Source organism: Paenibacillus sp. CH40, assembly GCF_024213605.1.
Lineage (GTDB): Bacteria > Bacillota > Bacilli > Paenibacillales > Paenibacillaceae > Paenibacillus > Paenibacillus polymyxa_B.
The window spans coordinates 59,867-81,559 of record NZ_JANAVQ010000002.1 but is presented as its reverse complement, the minus strand read 5'-3'; the positions used below and the strand labels follow the sequence as shown (position 1 = coordinate 81,559).

The following is a 21,693-nucleotide window of genomic DNA, read 5'->3' as shown; positions in this document are numbered from 1 at the left end:
ATGAAACGCAAAACAAAACTGATTCACGGTGGGCTTCCTACCGATCCCCATACAGGCGCGGTTAACGTTCCTATTTATCAGGTAAGCACTTATGAGCAAGAGGAAATTGGCGTCCATAAGGGATACGAATATTCGCGTACAGGCAATCCGACCCGATTTGCTCTGGAGGAGCTGATCAAGGATCTGGAAGAAGGAAAGCGTGGTTTTGCTTTCGGTTCGGGTATGGCAGCCATTCATGCGGTATTTTCACTGTTTAATGCAGGGGATCATATTTTGCTGACCGATGATGTATACGGAGGCACCTACCGTATTGTAAGCAAAGTGCTCAGCCGTATCGGAATTGAATCCACATTTGTGGATACGACTGACCTGGAAGCCATCTCCAAAGCAATTCGTCCGAATACGAAGGCATTGTATGTCGAAACGCCAACGAACCCGCTTTTGAAGGTTACTGATATCCGCGCTGTTTCGGAGCTTGTAAAAAAACATGATCTTTTACTGATCGTCGACAACACATTTGCTACCCCTTATTGGCAGACGCCAATTACACTTGGGGCTGATATCGTCATTCACTCTGCTACCAAGTATTTGGGCGGCCACAGCGATGTTGTAGCCGGTCTGGCTGTTGTGAACAGCGACGAGCTGGGAGAACAACTGCATTTTCTGCAAAACGCCATTGGTGCTATTCTCGGCCCGCAGGATTCTTGGTTATTGATCCGTGGTATTAAAACGTTGGGTCTGCGTATGGAAGCGATTGAGCAAAATGCGAAGGAAATTGCAGCCTTTTTGGAAAAACATCCGAAGGTTAGCAAAGTGTACTACCCTGGATTGGAAAGCCATGCACAACATGAACTGTCCAAAACCCAGGCTGAAGGCTTTGGCGGCATCATTTCCTTTGATGTAGGTAGTGACGCTAACGCGGTTGCACTTCTGAAAAAGGTAAAATATTTTACACTAGCTGAAAGCTTGGGAGCGGTTGAAAGTCTGATTAGCGTTCCGGCACGTATGACGCACGCCTCTATTCCGGTAGAACGTCGTGCAGAGTTAGGCATTACCGAAGGTTTGGTGCGGATTTCGGTTGGGATCGAAGATCTGGAAGATTTGATCGAAGACTTACAGGCAGCATTGTAAGAAAATAAGTGGGATCAAGAGAGGTAGCTGAGGCTGCCTCTTTTTTTTGTTTTTTTATCACAGCTACTTTTTTGAGAAGAACAGAGGAGTACGTAGATGTAATAACGAATAGTTTTATATAGTTCAATTGAATGTTAAACGGGATATAACCGCGACTACGTCTCTGAGGAAACAAAAACCTGGAGGGGGAATGTTATGAGGTTCACACATCTGGAAAAAGCAACAACTGTGCTGTCGGATCATCCGGTACGTCTGAGGTCTGCTTATGCAGTCGGTCCGGTCATGCTCCCGGAAAATTGCGGTGTGGGCAGGGAATGGTCCAATTATTTTGCCCATGAGGATTGGAATTTGGAAAATGCTTGTGGTGAAGAAGGAATAGAGCTTTCAGCCGGAGGAAAGGCAGCGTGCCGATTACTGACCGAGCTAGACCCTCGGACTGCGGAACTGAATCTAGGTGTTTTTCCGCCTTTGGCCGAACAAGAAAGGCTTTTGCTGGTTTCAAATCTTCGTTGTATGGCTGCACAGGAAGTGATTTTCAGACCCTTTGAAGGAACGGGACAAATTTGGATAGATGGCACACTGGTATATGCAGAATCGGGTCCTTTTCGCTTGTATCTGGAGGAAGGCGATCACACGATAGTTATCATTGCTGCGTTTATTCCTGAGGAGGCCCGCTCTATTCGTATCAGTGGAAATCAGGTATGCAACGAACCAGATGTGGCAGAACTGCATCGTGAATTTGTAGAGCGTAATATACGTTTTCATATGGCATGGCTAGAGGTTGAGAAAAGTGCTGGCAGGGAGGGTGAAGACAGCCCGATCTTATTTTATTTACTGCGTAAGGATCGGATAGATCTTCCCTTAGATCAAACGTTATGGGTCGAGGTAACGAATGATGAAGGCATGAAGCTGGATCGCTTTCCAGCACATTGGGAGCAGGAGCAAAGCTATGACTGGGATGAGGAAAAGGCCAGGAATACGGGAATGCTGCACTTCACCGTTACATATCGGGATCATGAGGCTGTGGAGCATCATTTTGTGTATTCGGCACTTGTGCGGCCTTTGTCAGTCGTCGTGGAGGGCTTGCAGGAAGAGTATGACCGGTACATTCAAGCCCGCGCTATAGATATTCTTCCTTCTGCGCAGAAAATACAAATAGAGGGCCTGCTTGAAGAATTAAAAAGGTTAACGGATTTGCCGGAAGATCCTTTTGAAATCTGGGATTACCGGATTGTGCGTGAATATATCAAGCTATTAAAACAGATCTTCACAAATGGACATACCGAACAGTCACAGCCCCCATCCTTACTTCAAGAAGAACACATTTTTTTGTCTAATGACGGAATTGGGGAAGGATTTTTTGTCTCCCGTTTGGACAATAGTTTGCAACGCTATACCATTCAGCTTCCCAGAAACTATTCGACTGACCGACAGTATCCTCTGATCGTTCTGATGCCAGGCAAGCGATATGAGCTGGGTTTGCCGGATTTTCAGAATCGAGGTTTTGGGCAAGGCTGGGAAGAGGAAGCTATATTTGTTACTTTTTCATGCCGTGGTGTAACGTTGGGCAGTTATATTGGAGAAGCTGCTTTTTTGGAGGCGCTGGATGTCATATTGCAAGCGTACCGAGTGGACGAAGAGCGGATCTATCTGACGGGTTATTCGAACGGAGCATATGCTGCCTGGGCGATGGCACAGGCTTATCCTTCTCGGTTTGCGGCTATTGCGGTTATCTCTGGAGCGCCACATCCTAAGCATCTGATAAATCTGTTGAATATGCCAATATTGAATGTATGCGGAGATCAGGATTACTTATTTGCACAAGCATACACAGCCCCTGTAACAGAGCTTCTATCTGATCATTTTAGAGGTGTTGTAGAGCGGCAGTCTAATCACTGGGATACGCATGAGCTGAGACTTCTGGACGGCGTACTGGGTTGGCTTATGCAATGGAAAAGAGATGTCGTACCTCAGCGTATTGCCTATCGGACGGAACGGGGGAGACATAACCGGGCTTACTGGCTGGAACTGACGCGAATGGATGAAAATGAGGAATATGCCGAGTTGTACGGTGAAATGAGTGCCACAGGTGAGTTGGATATCGAGGCAGTTCACGCCGAAGAATTTATCATTCATCTTTCTCAAGAGGTCATGCCCTTGGAGCTGGCCCAGGTTCGTATCGGAGCCCGTATTTTCGTGTTGGACTTGCGGGAATACAGCCGCTTTCGCTTTGTTAAAACACAGTCACATAAACGCCCCTCACCTGAATACCGTTTGATTGCCGAACGGGAGGAAGAAAGCAGTGGATGCTTTACAAAAGAATCGGATGCCAAAATGAAAACGGTGGATTCGAAAAGCGTGGGAAGAAACGTTTTGAGCCACGGTATGGGTGTGCTTGACGTTTATATGGATCGTCTTCACATTGTCCTTCCATCCAGCTATGCTACACCGGAGGAAGAGCAGGCGGTGAGACGGACGGCGAACGCCTTGGCTAGCCCACGAACAGCAACTTGGAATCCGTATATCGGTGTTCATTATCCCGTGGTGTCTTCTAATGATATTACGGAGGAAGCACTGGCTGATAGCAACGTGATTTGTATCACTTCGGGCTTGTCCAGACATGAGCTGCTTCAGAAGCACCAAGCCGATCTGCAAATTACATGTACGGAGGAAGGGTATACATTGGGCGACGACTTTACGGCAGGCGAGTATTGTCTGTCATATATTCAACCTAGCCCATGGTCTGCGTACCAGCAAATGCTTGTCGTAGCGACCAATTCACCCCGTATGCTGGGTAAAAACCTATTTATGCGCAGACTGATTATGCCTGGATATTTTAATGGTCTACACCCATATTTGAATAAAGAGATTATTGTGTATGATAGCAAGGGTGTGCGTGCTTTTAACTTTACTTCCATTCGACATGCGCAGCAAAAACTGCAAGGCCAATAAAAAAGATAACAATGTTATAATAATCCATAATTAAAAAAACCGTCTGGAGGCACGTTGGCGATCCTGACGGTTTTTTGCTGGTTCATTGCAGTGATTTGTGATCGAGATGACGTCATATAAAGAAGGGTATTGTGGCAGCTTAGCTTTTATATTGCTCCATCAGGTACATGATCTTTACTTCATCGGCCAAATCTCCAAAGGGTTCTAACGGATTCTCTTGAATGATATGATATAAACGCTGGACTCGTTCCTTTGGCAGTTTGCGTACATATCTGGAAATGAAAGCGGCATGGGTGACTACGTAGCGCTTTTTACGGACAGCTGCACTGGCTACGCGGACGAGAATATCTTCGCCCCCTGCCAATTCCAGAATTCGGCGCTCATAAAAGACTACGTATCGGAATGTCCGGTCCTTGATCAGCTCACGATTGAGTCTGGCAATCTCTCCGATATATCTGACCATAAGCGGCTCGAAGCTCTTGATCAGGAGGGGATCGAGCGTTAATTCCATGTCTTTGCGGAGAACGAAAGATTGCAGCAGGGCGACCTGCTGGAGCCTTATCCGATCATTGTGAATGAGTACAGCCATCTCACGCAGCATTTCATAGGAGACACGCTCACTGAGTTGCCGCAGGGCAACCGCGTTTTTATGATTAACGTTTAGTCCTTCCTGGATCTGCCCTATACGACCTCTGAACAGACGTATAAGCTGCCTACGCTGTTCATAAGGATAAATACCCTGCTGTAGAAGCACTAAGGGCAGCAAAAGAAGCGCACCGACGATACCGCACAAAAGCATTTGTTGCGGTGAGTGGCCGAAAAAGACAGTAGCGGCCAGCAATATGACACTGACAGCAAGGTCTTTACGAAAATAACGTTTGGCTCTGAGTCTGGCATATTGCTCTACAGGAACTAGTGTATCCCGACCACATGATGTGCACTTTTCTTCCCAAAGGGCGGTAAATTGCCCACAACGCTTGCAGACTCTTAGCTTTTGGAAGGCGTGCTCTGTGCGGGTAAATGGGCGAAATTGTACAGCTTGTTTGGAACTATTCATTGCGCTCACTTCTCCGGTTCAGCAGTGCTAGAAGCTCGGTGTCGATTTGTGTAATCGACGGGGCCCGTTTTTTATGTATATAGTAAATTAGTGATTTGATGGCGACAAAAAGAAACATAATCGCCAGACATCCGTATGAGATCATAGTGTACTTCCTCTTTCTACTTGGATTTTTACTTCAATATTTTACATGGGCGGGTTTCGCTACTGTCATTTTTGTCGTATAAAGGAGAAGGCTGGTGCCCGATTGCCCTTGTTGGGGTATAATTATATCATTACTGCAGGATATTGGTAAAATCACGCGGTATAACAGGCTTTTTGGTTGGATTCAGACCATTCGGGCAGTATTTTCAGCTGGCGCTCATGTAAAACTCATTATAATTTAATAGTAGGGGAGTACAACTGTAATTTAGAATGAGAATTAACCGGCAAAGGGGTACAAGCGATGTTTAGTAGAGACAGAAAATGGTTTTTGGTCATCGGAATCATATGTACAATGATCATGACCTCGATTTTGGCATGGCAGCCACAGATGGCGAATGCCGCTTCACCCTCTGCTTCTAAGGTGGATGCGGTACTGGTCGTCGATGTAAGTAATTCGATGAACACCAGTGATCCTGGGAAAATTGGCAATGAAGCCATGAAAATGTTCATTGATATGCTGTCGACGCAAAATGACAAAGTCGGGATTGTAGCGTATACGGATGTCGTACAGCGAGAGAAAGCCTTGCTTAATATTACATCCGAAGCGGATAAGCAGGAACTGAAGACGTTTATTGACGGACTGAACCGGGGGGCGTATACTGACACCTCCGTGGGTGTCAAGGAAGCGATCCGCATTTTGCAAGATGGTAAAACAGCTGGACATGCGCCTATGATCGTCATGCTGGCCGACGGTAACAACGATTTTAATAAGACGACAGGCAGAACCGAAAGCCAATCCGATCAAGATATGGCACAGGCTGTAGCTGAGGCTAAAAATAACGGCGTTCCAATCTACACCATCGGTTTGAATGCAGATGGAAAGCTGAATAAAAATAAGCTCGCCGACATAGCGCAGCAAACGGGCGGCAAATCTTTTATTACAAGCTCAGCGGATGACCTGCCGAACATTTTGAGTGAAATTTTCGCCAGCAATTTGAAGTTGAAAGTGGTGCCTTTGCAGTCCATTACGGCAAACGGTGACTATCAGGATGTAACGGTAACCGTACCGAACGATAGTGTGCTGGAGGCTAACATCTCGATCATGTCCTCAAAACCGGTGGATGCGAGATTGATAGACCCGTCGGGCAACACCAAGCCAATTCCTTCGAGCGATGTGCTGCTGTCCAAGTCCAAAAGCTACTCGCTGATTAAACTGCTTAAGCCTGTGGCTGGTGACTGGAAGCTCCAAGTCAAGGGAGTCCAGCAGGATCAGATTGATATTAATCTGGTGTTTAACTATGATTTGGAGCTGAAAATGGACGCACCGTCAGCCAAATCATACAAAAAAGGCGATGCAGTTCAAATTCGTTCCTACCTGACGAGCAATAGCCAGCAGCTTCAGGATCAGGAATTGTATGCGAATATGAATGCTGTTCTGAAGGTCAAGGATCTGGATTCCGGTACAACGAATGAGGTGCCGTTAACCAATGCAGGGGATTCTTTTACCGGTTCCTATACGATTCCAGATGAGCATGACTACGAACTAACCGTTAGAGCAGAGGAGAAGAGCTTTTACCGTGAAACACAGCCTGTAACCATCAGTGCTAAAGCAGGGGCGACGAGCGGTACGAATACGGGCACGACGCAGCCAACAACACCTGCTGAAAAGTCCAAGCTAATGCCACTCATTCTTTTAGGGCTGGGACTGCTCGTTCTGCTGGTTGCCGCGTATTTCATCTGGAAGGCTGTCAAAAAGGCCAACCGTGGCTTTGTCGGTCAAATCGTACTGGAAATCCGGGATGAGAACACCGGCGAAAAAACGTATCCGCAATACAAGAAGCTGAACACCTTCCGGGGCAAATTTAATCTGCACCAGTTGCTGCAACTGGCACCGGAATTTGCTGGAACCGACAAGGTCGTGTTCACACCAGCCAATCAGGATCGTATCATTGTGCGCAGTACCCCCGAGATTACGATTGAAAAATCCGGACGGGCTGTTGACACAGGCAACGGTCTTGAACTCAAAAACGGTGATCGTCTGACGATTCCGTTAGCCAGTGTGGACAAAACCATTTTACTGGAGTTTATTTCAGTAAACAGCTAAACGAACCCTTAGGAGGTCATATCTATGAAACCAGTAGTTAGAGAGCATATCCAACAATTAGACGTATCACTCGGCGGAGGGATCGTAAGCGATAAGATCAGAGTTGATACTATTGATAATCCTATTTTAATTATCGGACTCGGAGGAACGGGGATTGATGCCCTTCTCCGCTTGAAATATCAAATTAACCGTAGATTCAAGCTTCCAGCAGATCCGATTTCCAAGAAAAAGAGTGATAAACCGGACAATGTGGAATTTCTCGCTTTTGAAACGAATGAACAAGATCGCAACAAAAAATACAAAGGGATTGGTTTGGACCCTATCAATGAGTTTGTACTGCTATCCAATGCGGAGATCGGTGGATTGCTGCAAAACCGCAGCATTCTTGAGCCGTACATTACCGATTGGCTGTCTCCCGAACTAAGCATTACCGATGGTATGAATGGTGCGGCAGGGGTGCGGCAGGCAGGACGATTGCTGCTGTTCACCAAAATCAATCAGGTCGTACAAAGCATTGACAAAAAAATCAAAACCCTGTCTGAAGGCACCAACAAGAAGCTTATGGTGTTCCTGCTGTCCGGTTTGTCCGGCGGTACAGGAAGCGGTACTTTCCTCGATATTTCATATATCGTCCGAGGAATTATTGAGCGCGACTATGGCTCTGCAGGCGTAGACCGTGTAAATACATTAGGTTATCTGTTTACACCGGATATTAATTTGGCGAACAAAAGCCTGAGCGAGCATACCCGTGAATATATTAAAAAGAACGGCTATGCTGCACTGAAAGAACTGGACTATTGGATGAATGTAGACAGCCGTGGTGAACGTTTTAAGCAGCAGTACGGCAACATTTTGACCGTGAACTCGCCGCTTCCACCGTTTAATCTGTGCCACCTCATTTCGGCCACGAATACGGAAGGCAAGCTATTGGAAAATGCTTATGATTACTGCATGAATGTCACCGCTGAGAACATCACTAACTTTATGGCGAGTGAGGAAAAACAGTCGGGCGAAGAGTTTGCCATTCATGACTATATCAGCAATATCCGTACCAACATCGCACAAATGAATAAGGCGTATCCGGCAAACTACGATTACAATATTATCGGGGCTTCCTCTGCGGTACTGCCAATGGAGGAAATGACGACATATCTGGCCTATCGAATGTTTGGCAAAATGTCCAAAATGTTCGAGCAATCGCCAAATCAAGAGGATGTAGAGAAGTTTGCCCGCAAGCTGGGCGTGGATCTGGATAGTATGATCAAAAACTTTGAATCCCGTGTACCTGAGCCACTTCCAGGCTTTGAAAACAGTGAACGGTTAAGTTATAGCAATGTCGTTAAAATGCAAGTGGTCAATATGGACACCGAGCTGGAGCAAACGTTCCTGACGCGTGCCCGCGAAGAGTATATCAAAGCGAAGAAGCAGCTTCCTGGTGAAATTACAGGACAGTTTACGGATCAAATTCGCCGGATGTTTCTCCATCCTGAGCAAGGGCCGTTTTATGTATCCCGCATGATTTATACTGAAAAAGGATTTAGCTTGCTGAAAATGCTGCTTTCATATGTTGAAACGTTGCGTGAATCACTGCATCGTATTCCAACGGACATTGAATGGGCGCGTGAGCAGGCGAACGAAAAGCTGGGCGATGCCAAGAGCGCGTTTGTGTCTAAGGATAAAAAGAAAAATGCGTACATCGAAGCGAAAATTAATGAGTATTGGCTGCGGGCTGATGTGGAACGTACAGAGCAGCTCATTGAGTTTTATGAAGACCTGTATGACCTGTTGAACAAGGAAAATAGCCGCATTTATAATGTATTTACTGAAATTTTGAACGCGCTGAGCGCAATTTTCGAGAAGAATGGCGATCTGCTGATTAACGGCGAGGAACAGTCCGATCACAAAGGTAACAAAACGTACTATTGGAATCTGGTAAGTGTACCGGATATTTCTGAAGTTGTGACTAAGCTGCTTGATAACCGCAACGGTGATGATTTGATTCGTGATTTTGCCCAAGAATTGCTCGAAAATTCAGATCAATGGGTGAAGGATCAGGATATGGACATCATCAGCTCAATCTCCAATTTCTTGACTGATAAGTTCGGTGATCTCATTACCCGTTCCATGGAAGATTTCCTCGTCATGAAATACGGGCAAGATGAAGCCATTGAAAAATTTGTGGAGCGCTACATTGCGAGCAAACTGGATGAGGAAGCTGTACCTGTGTTTCATCTGAGCAATAGCTCTGGCAACTTGTACTTCCCGTCATGGGGATTCGTTTCAGTACCTGTACAGTCACCTAATATCCTGAAAGGCGTTCGCAATTATCAAAATAATGCAATTGGCAAATCACACTTTACTATTAAAGAGAGTGAAGTTCGTAACCGGATTTTCTGGCTCAATACGCGTAATGGTGTTCCTCTGTTTGTATATACGCCGCTCAAAGTGTATGAAGAAAGCTATGAAAAAACGATTCTTGACCGCGAAGGTATTGGCCGCCATCTGGTACAAACAGGTCAGAACAACTGGACTAATCTGCCGTCGCCGATTCCTGAAAAGTCATGGGGCGAAACTTACGTCAATTCGCGTGTGCAAGCTTACAATGCCCGCATTCGTAATGATTTTGACCGTGCCAAGTCACTTGGCGTGATTCGGGAAAAGGATGTCGATCAAAATACGAGCAGCCGCTTCACTGTGATCCGTTCACATGCGCTAGATCTGAATGCGATGCTGGCAGGCTACGATATGCGCTTGCAGGAATCCAAGCCGAATTTGGGTGAGGTGAAAAGAGCATGGTCTGAGTTGAAACGTCTGCTGGCTGAAGGGCTGGAGCAGGCCGGAAGCAAGGACATCTTTGGCAGCATCAATGAAGAGATGGCGAAGGAAAACCTGATCCGTTCACCAGAGTTAACACAGGTGGTTCGTGAAGAACTGGCGAAATATACACAAATTGAAGCGAAAGCCACTGAACTGGAAGCTTTGCTGGGCAAATATCAGGATGAAGAAAAATGGCTGGATCAGTTCATTCAGGCACTCTATACGGACACGATTACAAAAAAAGGTGCTTTGTACGTCTATGATCGTGACGAAGAGGAAGAGGCTTGGGAGCCGTTTGCCAATGTCATGAAGAGCCGTAATTATGTGGAGTTTGAAGTGTTTACAAACTTCCGCGGTTTGGAAGAAAAGAAATTTGCAGCTCTAATGCGTAAGGCCGATCGCCGTGATGCTGTATTGACTTCATCGGAGGATATTACACCACTGCTGTCGAAGCTGGATGAACTGGCTGCGACTTACACAGAGGCCCGCAATCAATTGGAATATGAAAAGGTGGAGCTGGCTAACGGAGCAGAACTATATGCATTTTATGCTCAAATGGCTGGAAAATTAAACGACATCCGCAGAAAGTTGAAATAAAGTATGAGAGAGCAGCTGTTACGTTATGCGGCTGACTATGCAGCCGCAGAGGACCAATTAATCGGAAGCGGGGATGGACGCAGCAGCATCCATTTCCCGTCCGTGTTTCTTTTTATCGGTGATCGCATGAACCCGGTGATGAACACCATTGCAGATATCAACCGGACCAAGTGGGATAACAGCACGGGAGTAACGTATATTCAGATCCGCTCGCAGGAAGAACATGCGGCTGTAGATCGTTCGGTGGATGCTATTGTGCATACGATAGCGGTACCGGAGGAAAGTGGCCACCAAACGATACGCCGTGACTTGCACCAGGCTTTTTATACACATGAATCGCAGCTAATTGAGCTTAACACTGCGTTGCGCCGGGCTAGTGGACATCTGGCAGATTACGGTCGGTTGTATTCTTCGTTCGAGCGTGTTCATTTGTCGATTTTGACGACAGCGGATGACCCCATGAACGTATTAATCCCTGAAATTACGCTGTTGGCGGAGTATATTTTTGCACAGTCTTTTAAATCGGTACAAATGGATCTGTATGTGTTGGTGAATGAAAGCGATCAGGCTGTCCAATTCGGCTACCGTAGTGCAACGTCCGTTGCTTTCATGCGGGAGTTGGACTATATCCAGAGTCCAGAGTATACGTTTACGGCACCGCTTCATATGACTGAGGACAAATTGACCATTCCAGTAACCCATGCTCCATCACCGTTGTTCGACCTCGTCTATGTGCTGTCCGACAAGAACGAACGCGGCGTAACGGTGCCGAATAGCCTGCGAGAAAGCTGTGACATCATTTGCCATATTCAGCTTCTTAAAAATCGCTATCAGGCAGGAGATTCCTATCGGTCACAGGATGGGGGATACAACAATACATCGTTTAAAAACAACATCATGACGGAATCCGGGCGACAGGGTTATGTGTCGGCTGGATTTTCCCGAGTCAACCGCCCTAACCAGTCAATCGCACTTACGGTGCTGTATCACTTTTATGTGAAGCTGTTAGAGCGTATGAGAACAGAGCAGGAGTGGGACATACGCGATAAGCTGAATTATTTTGGGTTAGATGCTGCTGAGCGCGGTCGCACGCGAAATGATCTCGTTCCTGGTAATGAAGCGATCACAGACATGAGCGCACTGATGACCAGCGGAGCCAGCTACGGCTCGTTGAAGCGAATGACATTACGTGAGGCGGAGGAAGCCTTGTTTGGTCAGGGCTGCGAAGCTTTTTTCCGCGATAACTGTGAACGGATTGTGCACAAACGGTTAGGAGATTTTCAGGCGGAATCAGGTCTACAGTCGGCTGTGAACGCAGCTGCCAAGGAATATCCCGAAATCGGCTTATTCGAGTTGACAGACTGGACGGATGAAAATAAAACAGGGAATGTGCTTACAGCCATTCGTGGACTGATTCGGGATACGTCCAATGACTTGCAGATTAGTGCCGCTGAACTGGACACCCTGTATAGCGGGCGAGTGGAGGACCAACCTTTTCAACGATTGCCACTCATGGATAAGCATAATGTGCGCAGCTTGATTCGTTACCTGACCGAGACGGTTTACGGGCACAAACTGCACATGCTGCGAATCCAAGCCGATTTGGAGCTGCTCCGCCGCTATGAACTGGCACTAGAAAAATGGCATGCGCAGGCGAAGCATATTACAGTACAGCTTTCCAGCCTGGAGCGTGAACTGCATCAAGCTGCAACGGACAGTATCCGGCAGGCCGATAGTTACACAGGTCAAAACCTGTTCGAGTATTACGAGCGTGTGACGGAGGATGTCATGCGTGAGCTGGAAAGCAAGCGGGGAAAATCTATATTTTTTGATACCCGGCATATGGGGCCTGTATCCGGATTGCTGGACGGGGGCCTGTCTGCATTGGTGGATCGACTTACGCAGACCTGTCGAACCTTGATTCTCAGTTCACAGCCGTTTAATCAGACCTTTGAAGAAGAATTATTGCGGCGTGCGAATGTAGCTGCTGCATATGAAAATCGGCTGGTCGTTCCGAAGGATGAGCTGTTTAAAAAACTGTATCAAACGTTAGAGGAACATGGCGGAATTAACGTACGTTTGCTCGACTATACCCATGAGCATCGGTATGAAGAAAAGTACTTCTTTGGTGACTACGAAGGCGAATTTCTTCCTTATGCAATGGATGTGGACATTACTTCGCGTATTTACAAGCTGGGTTTTGTACATGAGCGTCGCAGCAGCGGGGTGGAAAAGCTGCATTTGATGGGCGGCTTCCATCTGGAGGATCTGATGGTTTACCGCAACGGCAAAACGTATTATGAGACATATACTGCGAATGGTTTCGTGTTTCACGGAATCGACGTGGACCGGTTGCCGGAATTGCGGTAACCACATATTCATCCTACTTTATGATGGAAGGAAGCAACGATTCTTATGAAGCAGCGTAAATTTAACGTTCTCCTATTGCTGTTCGGCTTGCTGGGCGCTGTAGTAGGCTTCATCTTGGGAGAGCTTATTCTTCACAAATTGATAGGGCACTGGCCGCATATCGTCGTGATCGGGCTGTATTTTGGCATCATGGCACTGTGCATTGGCCTAGGTTGTCTGATCGGCGAACTAATTTCGCCACAGTTAAATGGACATTCATGGCGGCAGCGCTACTCCGGGTTATCCTGGAAGTTACTGGTGCCTGCTACGCTGGTGATGTTGTTCGTGGCAGGTCTGCTATTGGAGTTGGGCTACCAGGTTAATCCTGAAGGGCGCAAGAGCGTACAGGACCTCGTGCTTGTGATTGATAATTCCGGGAGTATGCAGCAAACAGATCCTGATAATGAACGCCTAACGGCTGCCAAGAGTCTAATTGGCCAAATGGATGGAGACAAGCGGGTAGCCATTGTTTCATTTGATTCTACTGCGCAGTTGGTTCAGTCGTTTACTCCCATTCGCACAGATGCAGAGAAGCAAGCGGTTTATTCCAAAATTGATAGTATGCAGACTATAATGTCAGGCGGTACAGAGATCGGACTTGCTTTGGATGAGACGATCAAGGAGATTGAAACCCAAGGCAATGCAGAAAAAGGTTCTCTCGTTATTATGCTCTCTGACGGCTTTAGCGAGCTGGATACCCAGACGGCATTGGCTCCTTATATCGCCCGCCAGATTCCGATCAATACGATCGGGCTGAAGCTGGCAGAGTCGGATGGTATAGCCTTATTGCAAAATATTGCTGACCTGACAGGCGGAACTTATTCTAATGTAGCCAATGCCCAAGGACTTACTCAGGCGTTCGGTAAAATATATAACAAAATCGGTGATCGCACACTGGTAACGGAGCGGACAGGTGAGTATGCCGACAGTCTGTATTTTGCCATTTATCGCGTAACGGCTCTGGTCATTATCGGCGCTCTATTAGGATTAGCTCTTGGGCTGATGTTTGATAACCGTTTTCTCGCGCGGAATTTTGCGATTGGAGGAGTCCCGGCAGGCTTGCTCGCTGGCTTTATTTTGGAAAAGGGATTATCTGGCTCGCCTATAGGCGACTTGATGATTCGTTTGGTGGCAGCGCTCGTACTGGCGGCCCTTATTGCTGTTTTTTCGCTTGTTCTGCCAATTGCGGAAAATACTCGCCGATCTTCCGGTGGAGGAAGTCAGGGAGCGCCGTCAGGACGCCGGAGAGGGGCACCGGAAGCCCCAACGCGCAATCGACGCAGCAGTGGATTTTAGAACGGGAGGCTGGAACTTATGCAGTATAGGGAAGCACAGCCCGGTGATCCTGTTATTTCGGAGCTGAGCCACAAAATTGATGACAACCGGGTTGTGTTGCGCTGGCAGTGGCCTGAGGGCGCAGCCGTGGTATATATTGCAAAACAATCAGCCGATGCAGGTGTGAATGGGCAAAATGAGGGTGAAGTTTTACCGCCTTTTTCAAGCCTAAAACTGTTTACACGCGAGGAGTATAAGGCTGCTGGTAGCTATCGTGACCGAATTGAAGGCATTGGACGCGTACGGTATACCGTGTATCCGGCTGTTCGGGAGGATGGAGATACTTACGTGATCCGTCAGCAAGATGGAGCCAACCAACTGGAGTTGAGTACGGGGAGGGCTAAAATCAGATATGCGGTTCACCATAAAAAAAGCTGGTTTCGCAGCCGCAAAACCGTCCAGATTCAGGTGACAGCCGAAGTTCCTGTCCCGCAGGAGGCGCTTTGCTACGTGAAGAAGCGCGGGGGCTATCCCGCAGACCGGGACGATGGAACCTTGTATCCATTCACGGCACCCTTTGCCGCGGGACGGAATGTTTTACCCGCTGTTGAAGTGGGGGGAGATGAATATGTGCGGCTGTTTTTTACAGACGGCCAGAAATATGGCACGGTATATGAATTAGTTCCTGAATGAAAGGAGGCCGCAACCGATGAGTTTTCTTAGTAATTTATTCAGAAGAAAGCCACAGGCAGCGCCAAGGCCGTTATTTTATGATATTGTGTGCCCTTATTGCTTTAGTAAATTCTCCCCGGAGGACGTGGTATTCCGTGCTTCTCATCACCGTGAAGATGACGAGGACTACGCTTTAGGTGAAGATGAGCTGTTGAACAAATATCGGGAGCGTTTTGGCTTGGACAGTGTGCATGATATGGAGGCGATTTTGCATCCCCTTGATGTCCCTGAGGAACATCGATTGTATTCTGATCATGTACTGACAGGACTGACGGACCGTTATGGCGAGCTGACGCGCCACCGACTGTGCCCGCACTGCCATAACGAGCTGCCCGTGACCGCGGGTAAGGTGCCTAGCAATATCATTTCCATTATTGGAGCTTCGCAGGCGGGGAAATCTGTCTATATGACCTCCCTGATTCACACGTTGCAGCATGTTACAGCCGATCATTTTGACGCGGCTTGCATGCCGCTCAATGCAGAGATCAGCCGAAAGTTCCGCACTATGTATGAGGAACCCCTATTTGAACGAGGCGATCTGCTTACATCGACACAAAAAGAAAAGATGCAGGAGCCTTTTATCTTCCAGTTTGTATTTAAGGATGAGGAAAAGCCGCCACTGACGCTGGTATTTTTTGATGTCGCCGGTGAGGGAATGGTAGATCAGGACTATCTGGGACTGCATGGACAGCATATCAAGAATTCAGCAGGTATTCTTTTTATGGTCGATCCACTGCAAATTCGCTCTATTCGGGAGCGTATTAAGATTAATCTTGGCGATAAGCCGGGTGAATGGGTCTCGCAATATGATGAACCGCGTGATGTCGTACTTACGATGTTCGGTGATTTTATCGCTTATCAGGAAAAAGGGAAAACGGACATTCCGACTGCTGTCGTCCTGACCAAAAGTGATATGCTTACTGCATTGGCAGATGAAGAAGGCACATACATCAAGAGGAATAGCAATATTTTTAATCCGATGGAGCATCGCAAATATATGGATTTGGATGAGTTCGCTAACATTGATGGCGAAGTTCGACGCTTCATCGAAAAGGTGGATAAGCCGTTCAAGGGCACGATGGATGTATATTTTACGGATACAGCCTATTTCGCGGTTTCCGCGCTGGGTAGCAATCCGGTGGAGCAAAAGCTGCAAGGATTGGTTAGTCCGATCCGTGTGGATGAGCCATTCATTTGGCTGCTTTATAAGTTGAAGTACATTGAGGGGAGAGAATCACAGTGAGTTATTCTACCTCTCATTTGATACAACAGCAGATGTACACACGGGAACGGCGTGGAATTTTCCGTTCTACGGAAGGCTTCGATACAGTGGCTAATTCCAAAGGATTGGATGCTTCTTTTATTAAAAAGGTGCTGCATCCCTTATGTGTATATGATGCGCCTGCTGCCTTGACGGCGCGTGGCGAGAAGCAGGAAAGCGTCTATCCAGAAGCCATGCATCTGGTACGGACGGAGTCCGGGGATGTAGTGCTTGGCCGCAGTATTTATAAGGCTGCGGATTTTACTGGGCTGCGGAGCGCCTTTTTCACGCACAACTATGTGATTCCAGCCGGACATGGTGAATCTCCGTCTGACTATAAGCAGTGGCTGAACACATCATTTGTTGATACCTATGATATTGAGCAGGGAACGGATTTACCAGAATTGGAGCGTCTACCGGGTGGAAGTGTATTTCCGGCTGTTGACCCGTCTACAGTGCTGGCTCAATTGCAGCTGAGCGAAGAGGTGTTCAAACAGCTTTTATACGCAGTCATGATGTCCGCAGCGGGTCGCAAAAAGGTATATGTAGCGCTGAATGTTCCTGTAGAAGCGGTCGGATCTTCAGCCAAGCAGCTGCTGGGTGTGCTGTATGCGGCACTGCCTTATGCATTTCGGAACAGACTCGGATTTCTTACATATGCACAGGAACCGAACAGCAGAAAAGGCATTCACTTGATGTTCGTTGAGCCTTTTAGTTTGCGTCCCGGTGATCGGAATGTGGAAAAGGACTTTGTATTTGACCTGTCTAACCATAGTCGAATACTTAATGTGGATGCAGAGCAGGTGAGACAGCCGTATTTTGACTGGATTGTCCGTACGCTGCTGAATGGTGAGACGCCGGATGATTTCTTCAAATTTGCCGAGCAAATGCTGACAGGTATGGAGGCAGGGCGTGATTTGACGCCATCCAGCTATCATGAGCTCATTACTTTGTACAGAATTGAGCAGGGAGAGCGGGCATTATACAACGAACAACGAATCGCTGTATTACGAAGCTTGACTGATTATTTATCGCCACCCGATTCGCTGCCACGTAAAATGAGGCTGAATGATCTGTTTCTATCGTTTTTTGATCATGAATTTGATCGGGTGAAGGATGGATATATTCCAGATGTAGGTCTAGTCGATAGTTTCAAGGACTATTATAAAGTTCATGCACGCAGCAGCGAAAATCGGTTGGTGGAATATTTAATCCGTTCGCTAAACAATGCTTATACTGCCAGAAATACGGAAGCAGTCACGTATATTTACCATACGATTGAGGAGAATCCGTCATTAGGCAAGGCATATTTTACGAAAGTGCTGGGTAATCCGGCGCTTACAAAAATGCTGTTCATTCCCTATATGGACAGTCAGATGAAAAGAACACCGGATGCCAAGGGGCTGCTGGCCGTTGTGCATGAATGGGGCAGTCGGTATATCGAAGTGTCGGCGAATGCCGATTTTCAGCTTTTGGCAGAATCTGCACTGATGGGCAGACTGCGTGCCGAAAGAAAACCAGTAGAGGCTGTGGCTGCCATTCACCAACGCTTGCGTCAATGGGACAGCAGCTCTGCCGTAGGCAAACTGTCCCCGCTGGAGCAATCTGGATTGACAGAGCGCCTGCAGGAAGCGTCGGATCGGTATTTACTTACCGAAGTAGAGCTAAAAGAAATATCACCCGATCAGGTCGTACAGATTCCATTTTTTACACGGCCCGATTTGGTGCAGTGGGTTGGAAAGCTGCCTGCTCCCCTCAAGGGACAAGCAGTGCGATTGATTGCGGCTTACGATTGGTTTAATACGGAGGAACCGGAACCGTCAGTGCTGGACGGCCTGGAGCCTGGCGAAGTAGAAAAGGTACAGGATTGGGCGTATGGCTGGCTGCCCCAGCAGCTTGCGGAAGGCCATTTTGCCCGTCTGTTGCCTGCATTCTATCGTTCTGACGGGCCGGGAGAAGGAATATTGGACTTCGCTCGTCTGGTCAGTTCGATCCGCAAATGGGCGAAGGATAACGATACGATGTACCGCTTTATCCGATGGTCGGAAGAACACCCCGAGTTTGCCACTCCACGTGGCGGTTTCGAACCGTCGTATCGACGTGCGCTACTTCTATTCTTCCAAAAGGAAGGACGAGAGGGACTGCATAAAAAAACGCTGTGGCGTCAATATTTTGAACCTGCAAAGCCTGCTTTTAAAAATTTCTATTTGGCAGCAAAGCGGGAGACGGACACGCCGTTGATCAAAACACTTCGTCGTTTTCGTAAAGGTGGGGTGATTTCCGGGATCGTGCTGATTGTCATTGTAGGTACGCTCGGCGGCCTGAAAGCAACCGGGGTGATCGGATCTGGTGACACCCCTGCGCCTGTTGCTGCTCCGAAGCCTGTACAACAGCCTGTAGAGCCTACAGTGCCCGTAAAAGAGGAGCCTACGGCGATAGTGACACATGTGCCTAATACCAAGTCCACAACGAAAATGGTCAAGCTGTTGTTTGCGTTTCAGACATCGACAGAGCAGGCAGAATTTAAGCCGAAGAAGCTCGTCGTTGTCGGGGCGGACCAACAGGAGCACTTATACGAAAATTTTACGCTTGCTGAACAGAACGGCAAGGAAGCTGCCAGTAATGCGAACAATGATCCATCCGGTGACGTAATCACTGGAAGCGCCACTACAAAAAGTACGACAGCAGATGGACAATCCACGGACAGTGGTTCAACAGCTCGTGGTAGTACATCCAGTGGAACAAGCGGCGATCAGTCTGGAGCAGTGACAGGCAACACGGACGGAGGCTCGACTTCGGAGATTTCTACTGAGGGTAGTGGTATAGCAGCCGATAAAACCATAGGCAGCACGTCCGGTGATGGTACAGAGACAAAGGAGTACGATCTGAAGAAGTATCCTTATCGTACGCTGTTGACCATTTGGCAAAGGCTTGAGCTGAACGATGCTAGCACGGTTACCGTTGATGGAGAAGAATACCCGCTGGTTCAAGTGAAGAGTGCAGACTAAGCAACTATAAAACAGAAATAAAGTAAAAGACGGGCTTCCTTCAAGGGCTCGTCTTTTACTATACATAAATTTCCATAAAGAATGAATTCGTAATTTGAAATTCATCTTATCTAGTAAAGCATTATTTTACGAAAGTATTGACACCAAGTAGGCAGCTGATTAAAATTAGTTGGAATTCAAACTATTAAATTTAGATGGATATGGAGGTTCGTAGTGAGATGGGAAGTGAGGTGTATCCCGTTTGTCTTCCTTGTGAGGAAGAGAGCACGATGTATTTAATTAAATGGATTTTCACTACTATCCGGCGCGAAATTGAAACGGCACTGCGCCCTTTGGGACTCACCTCCCCACAATCGCAGACGCTCTATATACTGGCGGTCTCGCCTGGAGTCACCAATACGGATTTGGAAAGGCTATTGCTTATTGATAAATCAAGCGTTACCAGCCTGGTTAACGGGATCGTTAAGAAAAACTGGGCAATACGCAAAAGTCACCCGGAAGATGCACGAATGAAGCAAATCTATTTGACTGAGGAAGGCTTAGAGATTCACAAAGTAGCTGAACGTACTATTGAGGCAATTAAAAGCTCGGTAGGTGAAACATTATCTGTAGGAGAATCGGAGACGCTGCGCGGCCTGCTTAAAAAAATTCTCCGCGACTACCACCCTGCGGACACCCGCGTTTGAGCGGATATATAGAGAATTTGCCCGGGTAGGGGTATCAAAAACAGTGAAATATGATCTTAGATAAGAGGTTTACAGGAGAGGGAGACAACCAAATGATAAATGAACAAACTTATCCCAATGCGGATAAGCTTATGCGAGTGCTAGCTTTCACACTTGTTTTTTCAGTGATGAACGCTTTTATGTTTAATGTCGTTATGCCTGTGATTCGAGAGGAGTTTCATATTAGTGCTTCCGATGTAAGTTGGTTGCTGACTGGCTATATGATCGTGTATGCAGTTGGCTCGGTGACCTACGGCAAATTGGCAGATAAATATCGTCTTAAGGATTTGCTGACGTTTGGGATTATCTTTTTTGCACTGGGTTCGCTTATTGGACTGTTGGCCAATCAATTTTGGATGCTCATTGTAGCTCGTTTGCTTCAGGCTGCAGGGGCTGCTGTTATTCCGGCAACTGCTATGATCGTCCCAGTCCGTTATTTCTCGGCTGAAAAAAGGGGACGTGCTTTGGGCGTCACAGCAATCGGCTTGGCGTTAGGTACTGCACTGGCTCCGATTATTTCCGGTTTGATCACAGGCTTTGCAAGCTGGCGTTTTTTGTTCGTCATTTCCATGCTGCCACTGATCGCATTACCGTTCTTTCGTAAATATTTGGACGATCAGCGTGGAGAAGATCAGAAGTTCGATTTTCTTGGCGGATTATTGCTGGGTGGAACAGTAGCCTTCTTATTACTTTCGATTTCGCAAACCAATATGATGTTTTTTCTGGTCGGTGTGGTGTTATTCGCACTGTTTATATGGCGCATTAACACTGCGCATGATCCATTCATCCAGCCGAAGCTGTTCCGTAACAAGCAATATTCATACGGGCTCCTTATCGCTTTTTTAGGGACGGGGATTAGCTTTGGATTGCCGTACTTGGCACCGCAGTTTCTGAACAGTCTCAATCAGCTCACGCCGGCAATAATTGGACTGGTTATGTTTCCGGCTGCTATTGCTTCGGCTCTATTGGGTAAAAGAGGAGGGCGTTTGGCGGATAGCAAAGGAAATTCGTTTCTCGTCTATACAGCTGTATCGCTTTTGTTTATCTGTTTTATCAGCTTGTCTACATTTGTGGGTGCCTCTCCGTATCTGATTTTATTTTTGCTTATTTTCGGAAACGTAGGTCAGACCTTCATGCAAATTGCCATGTCCAACACGATTTCTCGTACCTTGTCGAAAGACCAGATTGGTGTTGGAATGGGGCTGCTATCTCTGCTGAATTTCATTGCCGGGGCGATCACGACAAGTATTTTGGGCAAAACGCTGGATAGTTCGTCGTCCTTTCATTTGAATCCTGTCGTATCTAATGTGCAGGTATTCAATTTTAGCAATATTTTTACGGTGCTTGCACTGATTGCGCTTGTGACGATGGGACTTTATGCGTTGCAATTCCGAAGGGGTTCACGCCGTAATACGCCTGCTGTTGAGCAAGGATAAACATTTGATGTAAACTCATGCCAAAACAAGGGTATAATATAGAAG

At 47.1% G+C, this 21,693-nt stretch carries 13 protein-coding genes; 11 read left to right on the top strand and 2 right to left on the bottom strand.

Translation table 11 applies throughout. The annotated features are described in order from the left end of the window. Window positions 1–1,131 (top strand): bifunctional cystathionine gamma-lyase/homocysteine desulfhydrase, encoded by a 1,131-nt coding sequence (locus NLX73_RS06795; protein ID WP_069291805.1) that lies wholly within the window; start codon window positions 1–3, stop codon window positions 1,129–1,131. A gap of 195 nt (window positions 1,132–1,326) precedes the next feature. Continuing rightward, window positions 1,327–4,083 (top strand): PHB depolymerase family esterase, encoded by a 2,757-nt coding sequence (locus tag NLX73_RS06790; protein WP_254325741.1) that lies wholly within the window; start codon window positions 1,327–1,329, stop codon window positions 4,081–4,083. Between the two features lie 139 nt (window positions 4,084–4,222). Here NLX73_RS06790 and NLX73_RS06785 read toward each other — a convergent pair whose 3' ends face one another. Both NLX73_RS06785 and NLX73_RS06780 read right to left on the bottom strand, forming a co-directional pair. Then, window positions 4,223–5,140: a hypothetical protein gene (locus NLX73_RS06785; RefSeq protein WP_025724186.1), complete on the bottom strand. Its 918-nt coding sequence runs from the start codon at window positions 5,138–5,140 to the stop codon at window positions 4,223–4,225. Next, window positions 5,133–5,285 (bottom strand): hypothetical protein, encoded by a 153-nt coding sequence (locus tag NLX73_RS06780; RefSeq protein WP_023988385.1) that lies wholly within the window; start codon window positions 5,283–5,285, stop codon window positions 5,133–5,135. Before NLX73_RS06780 ends, NLX73_RS06785 begins: the two co-directional genes overlap by 8 nt. 300 nt (window positions 5,286–5,585) lie before the next feature. On the opposite strand from NLX73_RS06780, the gene NLX73_RS06775 reads away from it, so the two are divergent. From NLX73_RS06775 to NLX73_RS06735, 9 genes are all read left to right on the top strand, one after another. Continuing rightward, complete coding sequence (locus NLX73_RS06775) at window positions 5,586–7,388, top strand: vWA domain-containing protein (protein ID WP_165175449.1); 1,803 nt, start codon at window positions 5,586–5,588, stop codon at window positions 7,386–7,388. 24 nt (window positions 7,389–7,412) lie between these two features. After that, window positions 7,413–10,802: a tubulin-like doman-containing protein gene (locus NLX73_RS06770; RefSeq protein ID WP_061831354.1), complete on the top strand. Its 3,390-nt coding sequence runs from the start codon at window positions 7,413–7,415 to the stop codon at window positions 10,800–10,802. Between the two features lie 3 nt (window positions 10,803–10,805). Beyond that, the gene (locus NLX73_RS06765; RefSeq protein WP_254325740.1) at window positions 10,806–13,172 is read left to right on the top strand and encodes a transcription initiation factor TFIID; all 2,367 of its coding nucleotides are present in this window, start codon (window positions 10,806–10,808) and stop codon (window positions 13,170–13,172) included. A gap of 45 nt (window positions 13,173–13,217) precedes the next feature. After that, complete coding sequence (locus NLX73_RS06760; protein WP_254325739.1) at window positions 13,218–14,507, top strand: vWA domain-containing protein; 1,290 nt, start codon at window positions 13,218–13,220, stop codon at window positions 14,505–14,507. 18 nt (window positions 14,508–14,525) lie between these two features. After that, window positions 14,526–15,179, top strand: coding sequence for a beta-mannanase (locus NLX73_RS06755; RefSeq protein ID WP_254325738.1), 654 nt, complete (start codon window positions 14,526–14,528; stop codon window positions 15,177–15,179). A gap of 16 nt (window positions 15,180–15,195) precedes the next feature. Then, window positions 15,196–16,461 carry a TRAFAC clade GTPase domain-containing protein gene (locus NLX73_RS06750; RefSeq protein WP_254325737.1) on the top strand — a complete coding sequence of 422 codons (1,266 nt, stop codon included), beginning with the start codon at window positions 15,196–15,198 and terminating at the stop codon, window positions 16,459–16,461. Then, window positions 16,458–19,487, top strand: a complete 3,030-nt coding sequence (locus NLX73_RS06745) for a GAP1-N2 domain-containing protein (protein WP_254325736.1) — start codon at window positions 16,458–16,460, stop codon at window positions 19,485–19,487. The genes NLX73_RS06750 and NLX73_RS06745 overlap by 4 nt, the downstream gene beginning before the upstream one ends. A gap of 218 nt (window positions 19,488–19,705) precedes the next feature. After that, the gene (locus NLX73_RS06740) at window positions 19,706–20,173 is read left to right on the top strand and encodes a MarR family winged helix-turn-helix transcriptional regulator (protein WP_254325735.1); all 468 of its coding nucleotides are present in this window, start codon (window positions 19,706–19,708) and stop codon (window positions 20,171–20,173) included. Window positions 20,174–20,265: 92 nt separating this feature from the next. Then, on the top strand, window positions 20,266–21,648 hold the full coding sequence (locus tag NLX73_RS06735) for an MFS transporter (RefSeq protein WP_061831361.1): 1,383 nt from the start codon (window positions 20,266–20,268) through the stop codon (window positions 21,646–21,648). Window positions 21,649–21,693: the final 45 nt, after the last annotated feature.

Bases quoted from the DNA above. Each gene is read 5' to 3' on its own strand.
- NLX73_RS06765 (WP_254325740.1), top strand. From the start codon at position 10,806: ATGAGAGAGCAGCTGTTACGTTATGCGGCTGACTATGCAGCCGCAGAG.
- NLX73_RS06760 (WP_254325739.1), top strand. From the start codon at position 13,218: ATGAAGCAGCGTAAATTTAACGTTCTCCTATTGCTGTTCGGCTTGCTG.
- NLX73_RS06740 (WP_254325735.1), top strand. From the start codon at position 19,706: ATGGGAAGTGAGGTGTATCCCGTTTGTCTTCCTTGTGAGGAAGAGAGC.
- NLX73_RS06785 (WP_025724186.1), bottom strand. From the start codon at position 5,140: ATGAATAGTTCCAAACAAGCTGTACAATTTCGCCCATTTACCCGCACA.
- NLX73_RS06735 (WP_061831361.1), top strand. From the start codon at position 20,266: ATGATAAATGAACAAACTTATCCCAATGCGGATAAGCTTATGCGAGTG.
- NLX73_RS06750 (WP_254325737.1), top strand. From the start codon at position 15,196: ATGAGTTTTCTTAGTAATTTATTCAGAAGAAAGCCACAGGCAGCGCCA.
- NLX73_RS06790 (WP_254325741.1), top strand. From the start codon at position 1,327: ATGAGGTTCACACATCTGGAAAAAGCAACAACTGTGCTGTCGGATCAT.
- NLX73_RS06775 (WP_165175449.1), top strand. From the start codon at position 5,586: ATGTTTAGTAGAGACAGAAAATGGTTTTTGGTCATCGGAATCATATGT.
- NLX73_RS06755 (WP_254325738.1), top strand. From the start codon at position 14,526: ATGCAGTATAGGGAAGCACAGCCCGGTGATCCTGTTATTTCGGAGCTG.
- NLX73_RS06795 (WP_069291805.1), top strand. From the start codon at position 1: ATGAAACGCAAAACAAAACTGATTCACGGTGGGCTTCCTACCGATCCC.
- NLX73_RS06770 (WP_061831354.1), top strand. From the start codon at position 7,413: ATGAAACCAGTAGTTAGAGAGCATATCCAACAATTAGACGTATCACTC.
- NLX73_RS06780 (WP_023988385.1), bottom strand. From the start codon at position 5,285: ATGATCTCATACGGATGTCTGGCGATTATGTTTCTTTTTGTCGCCATC.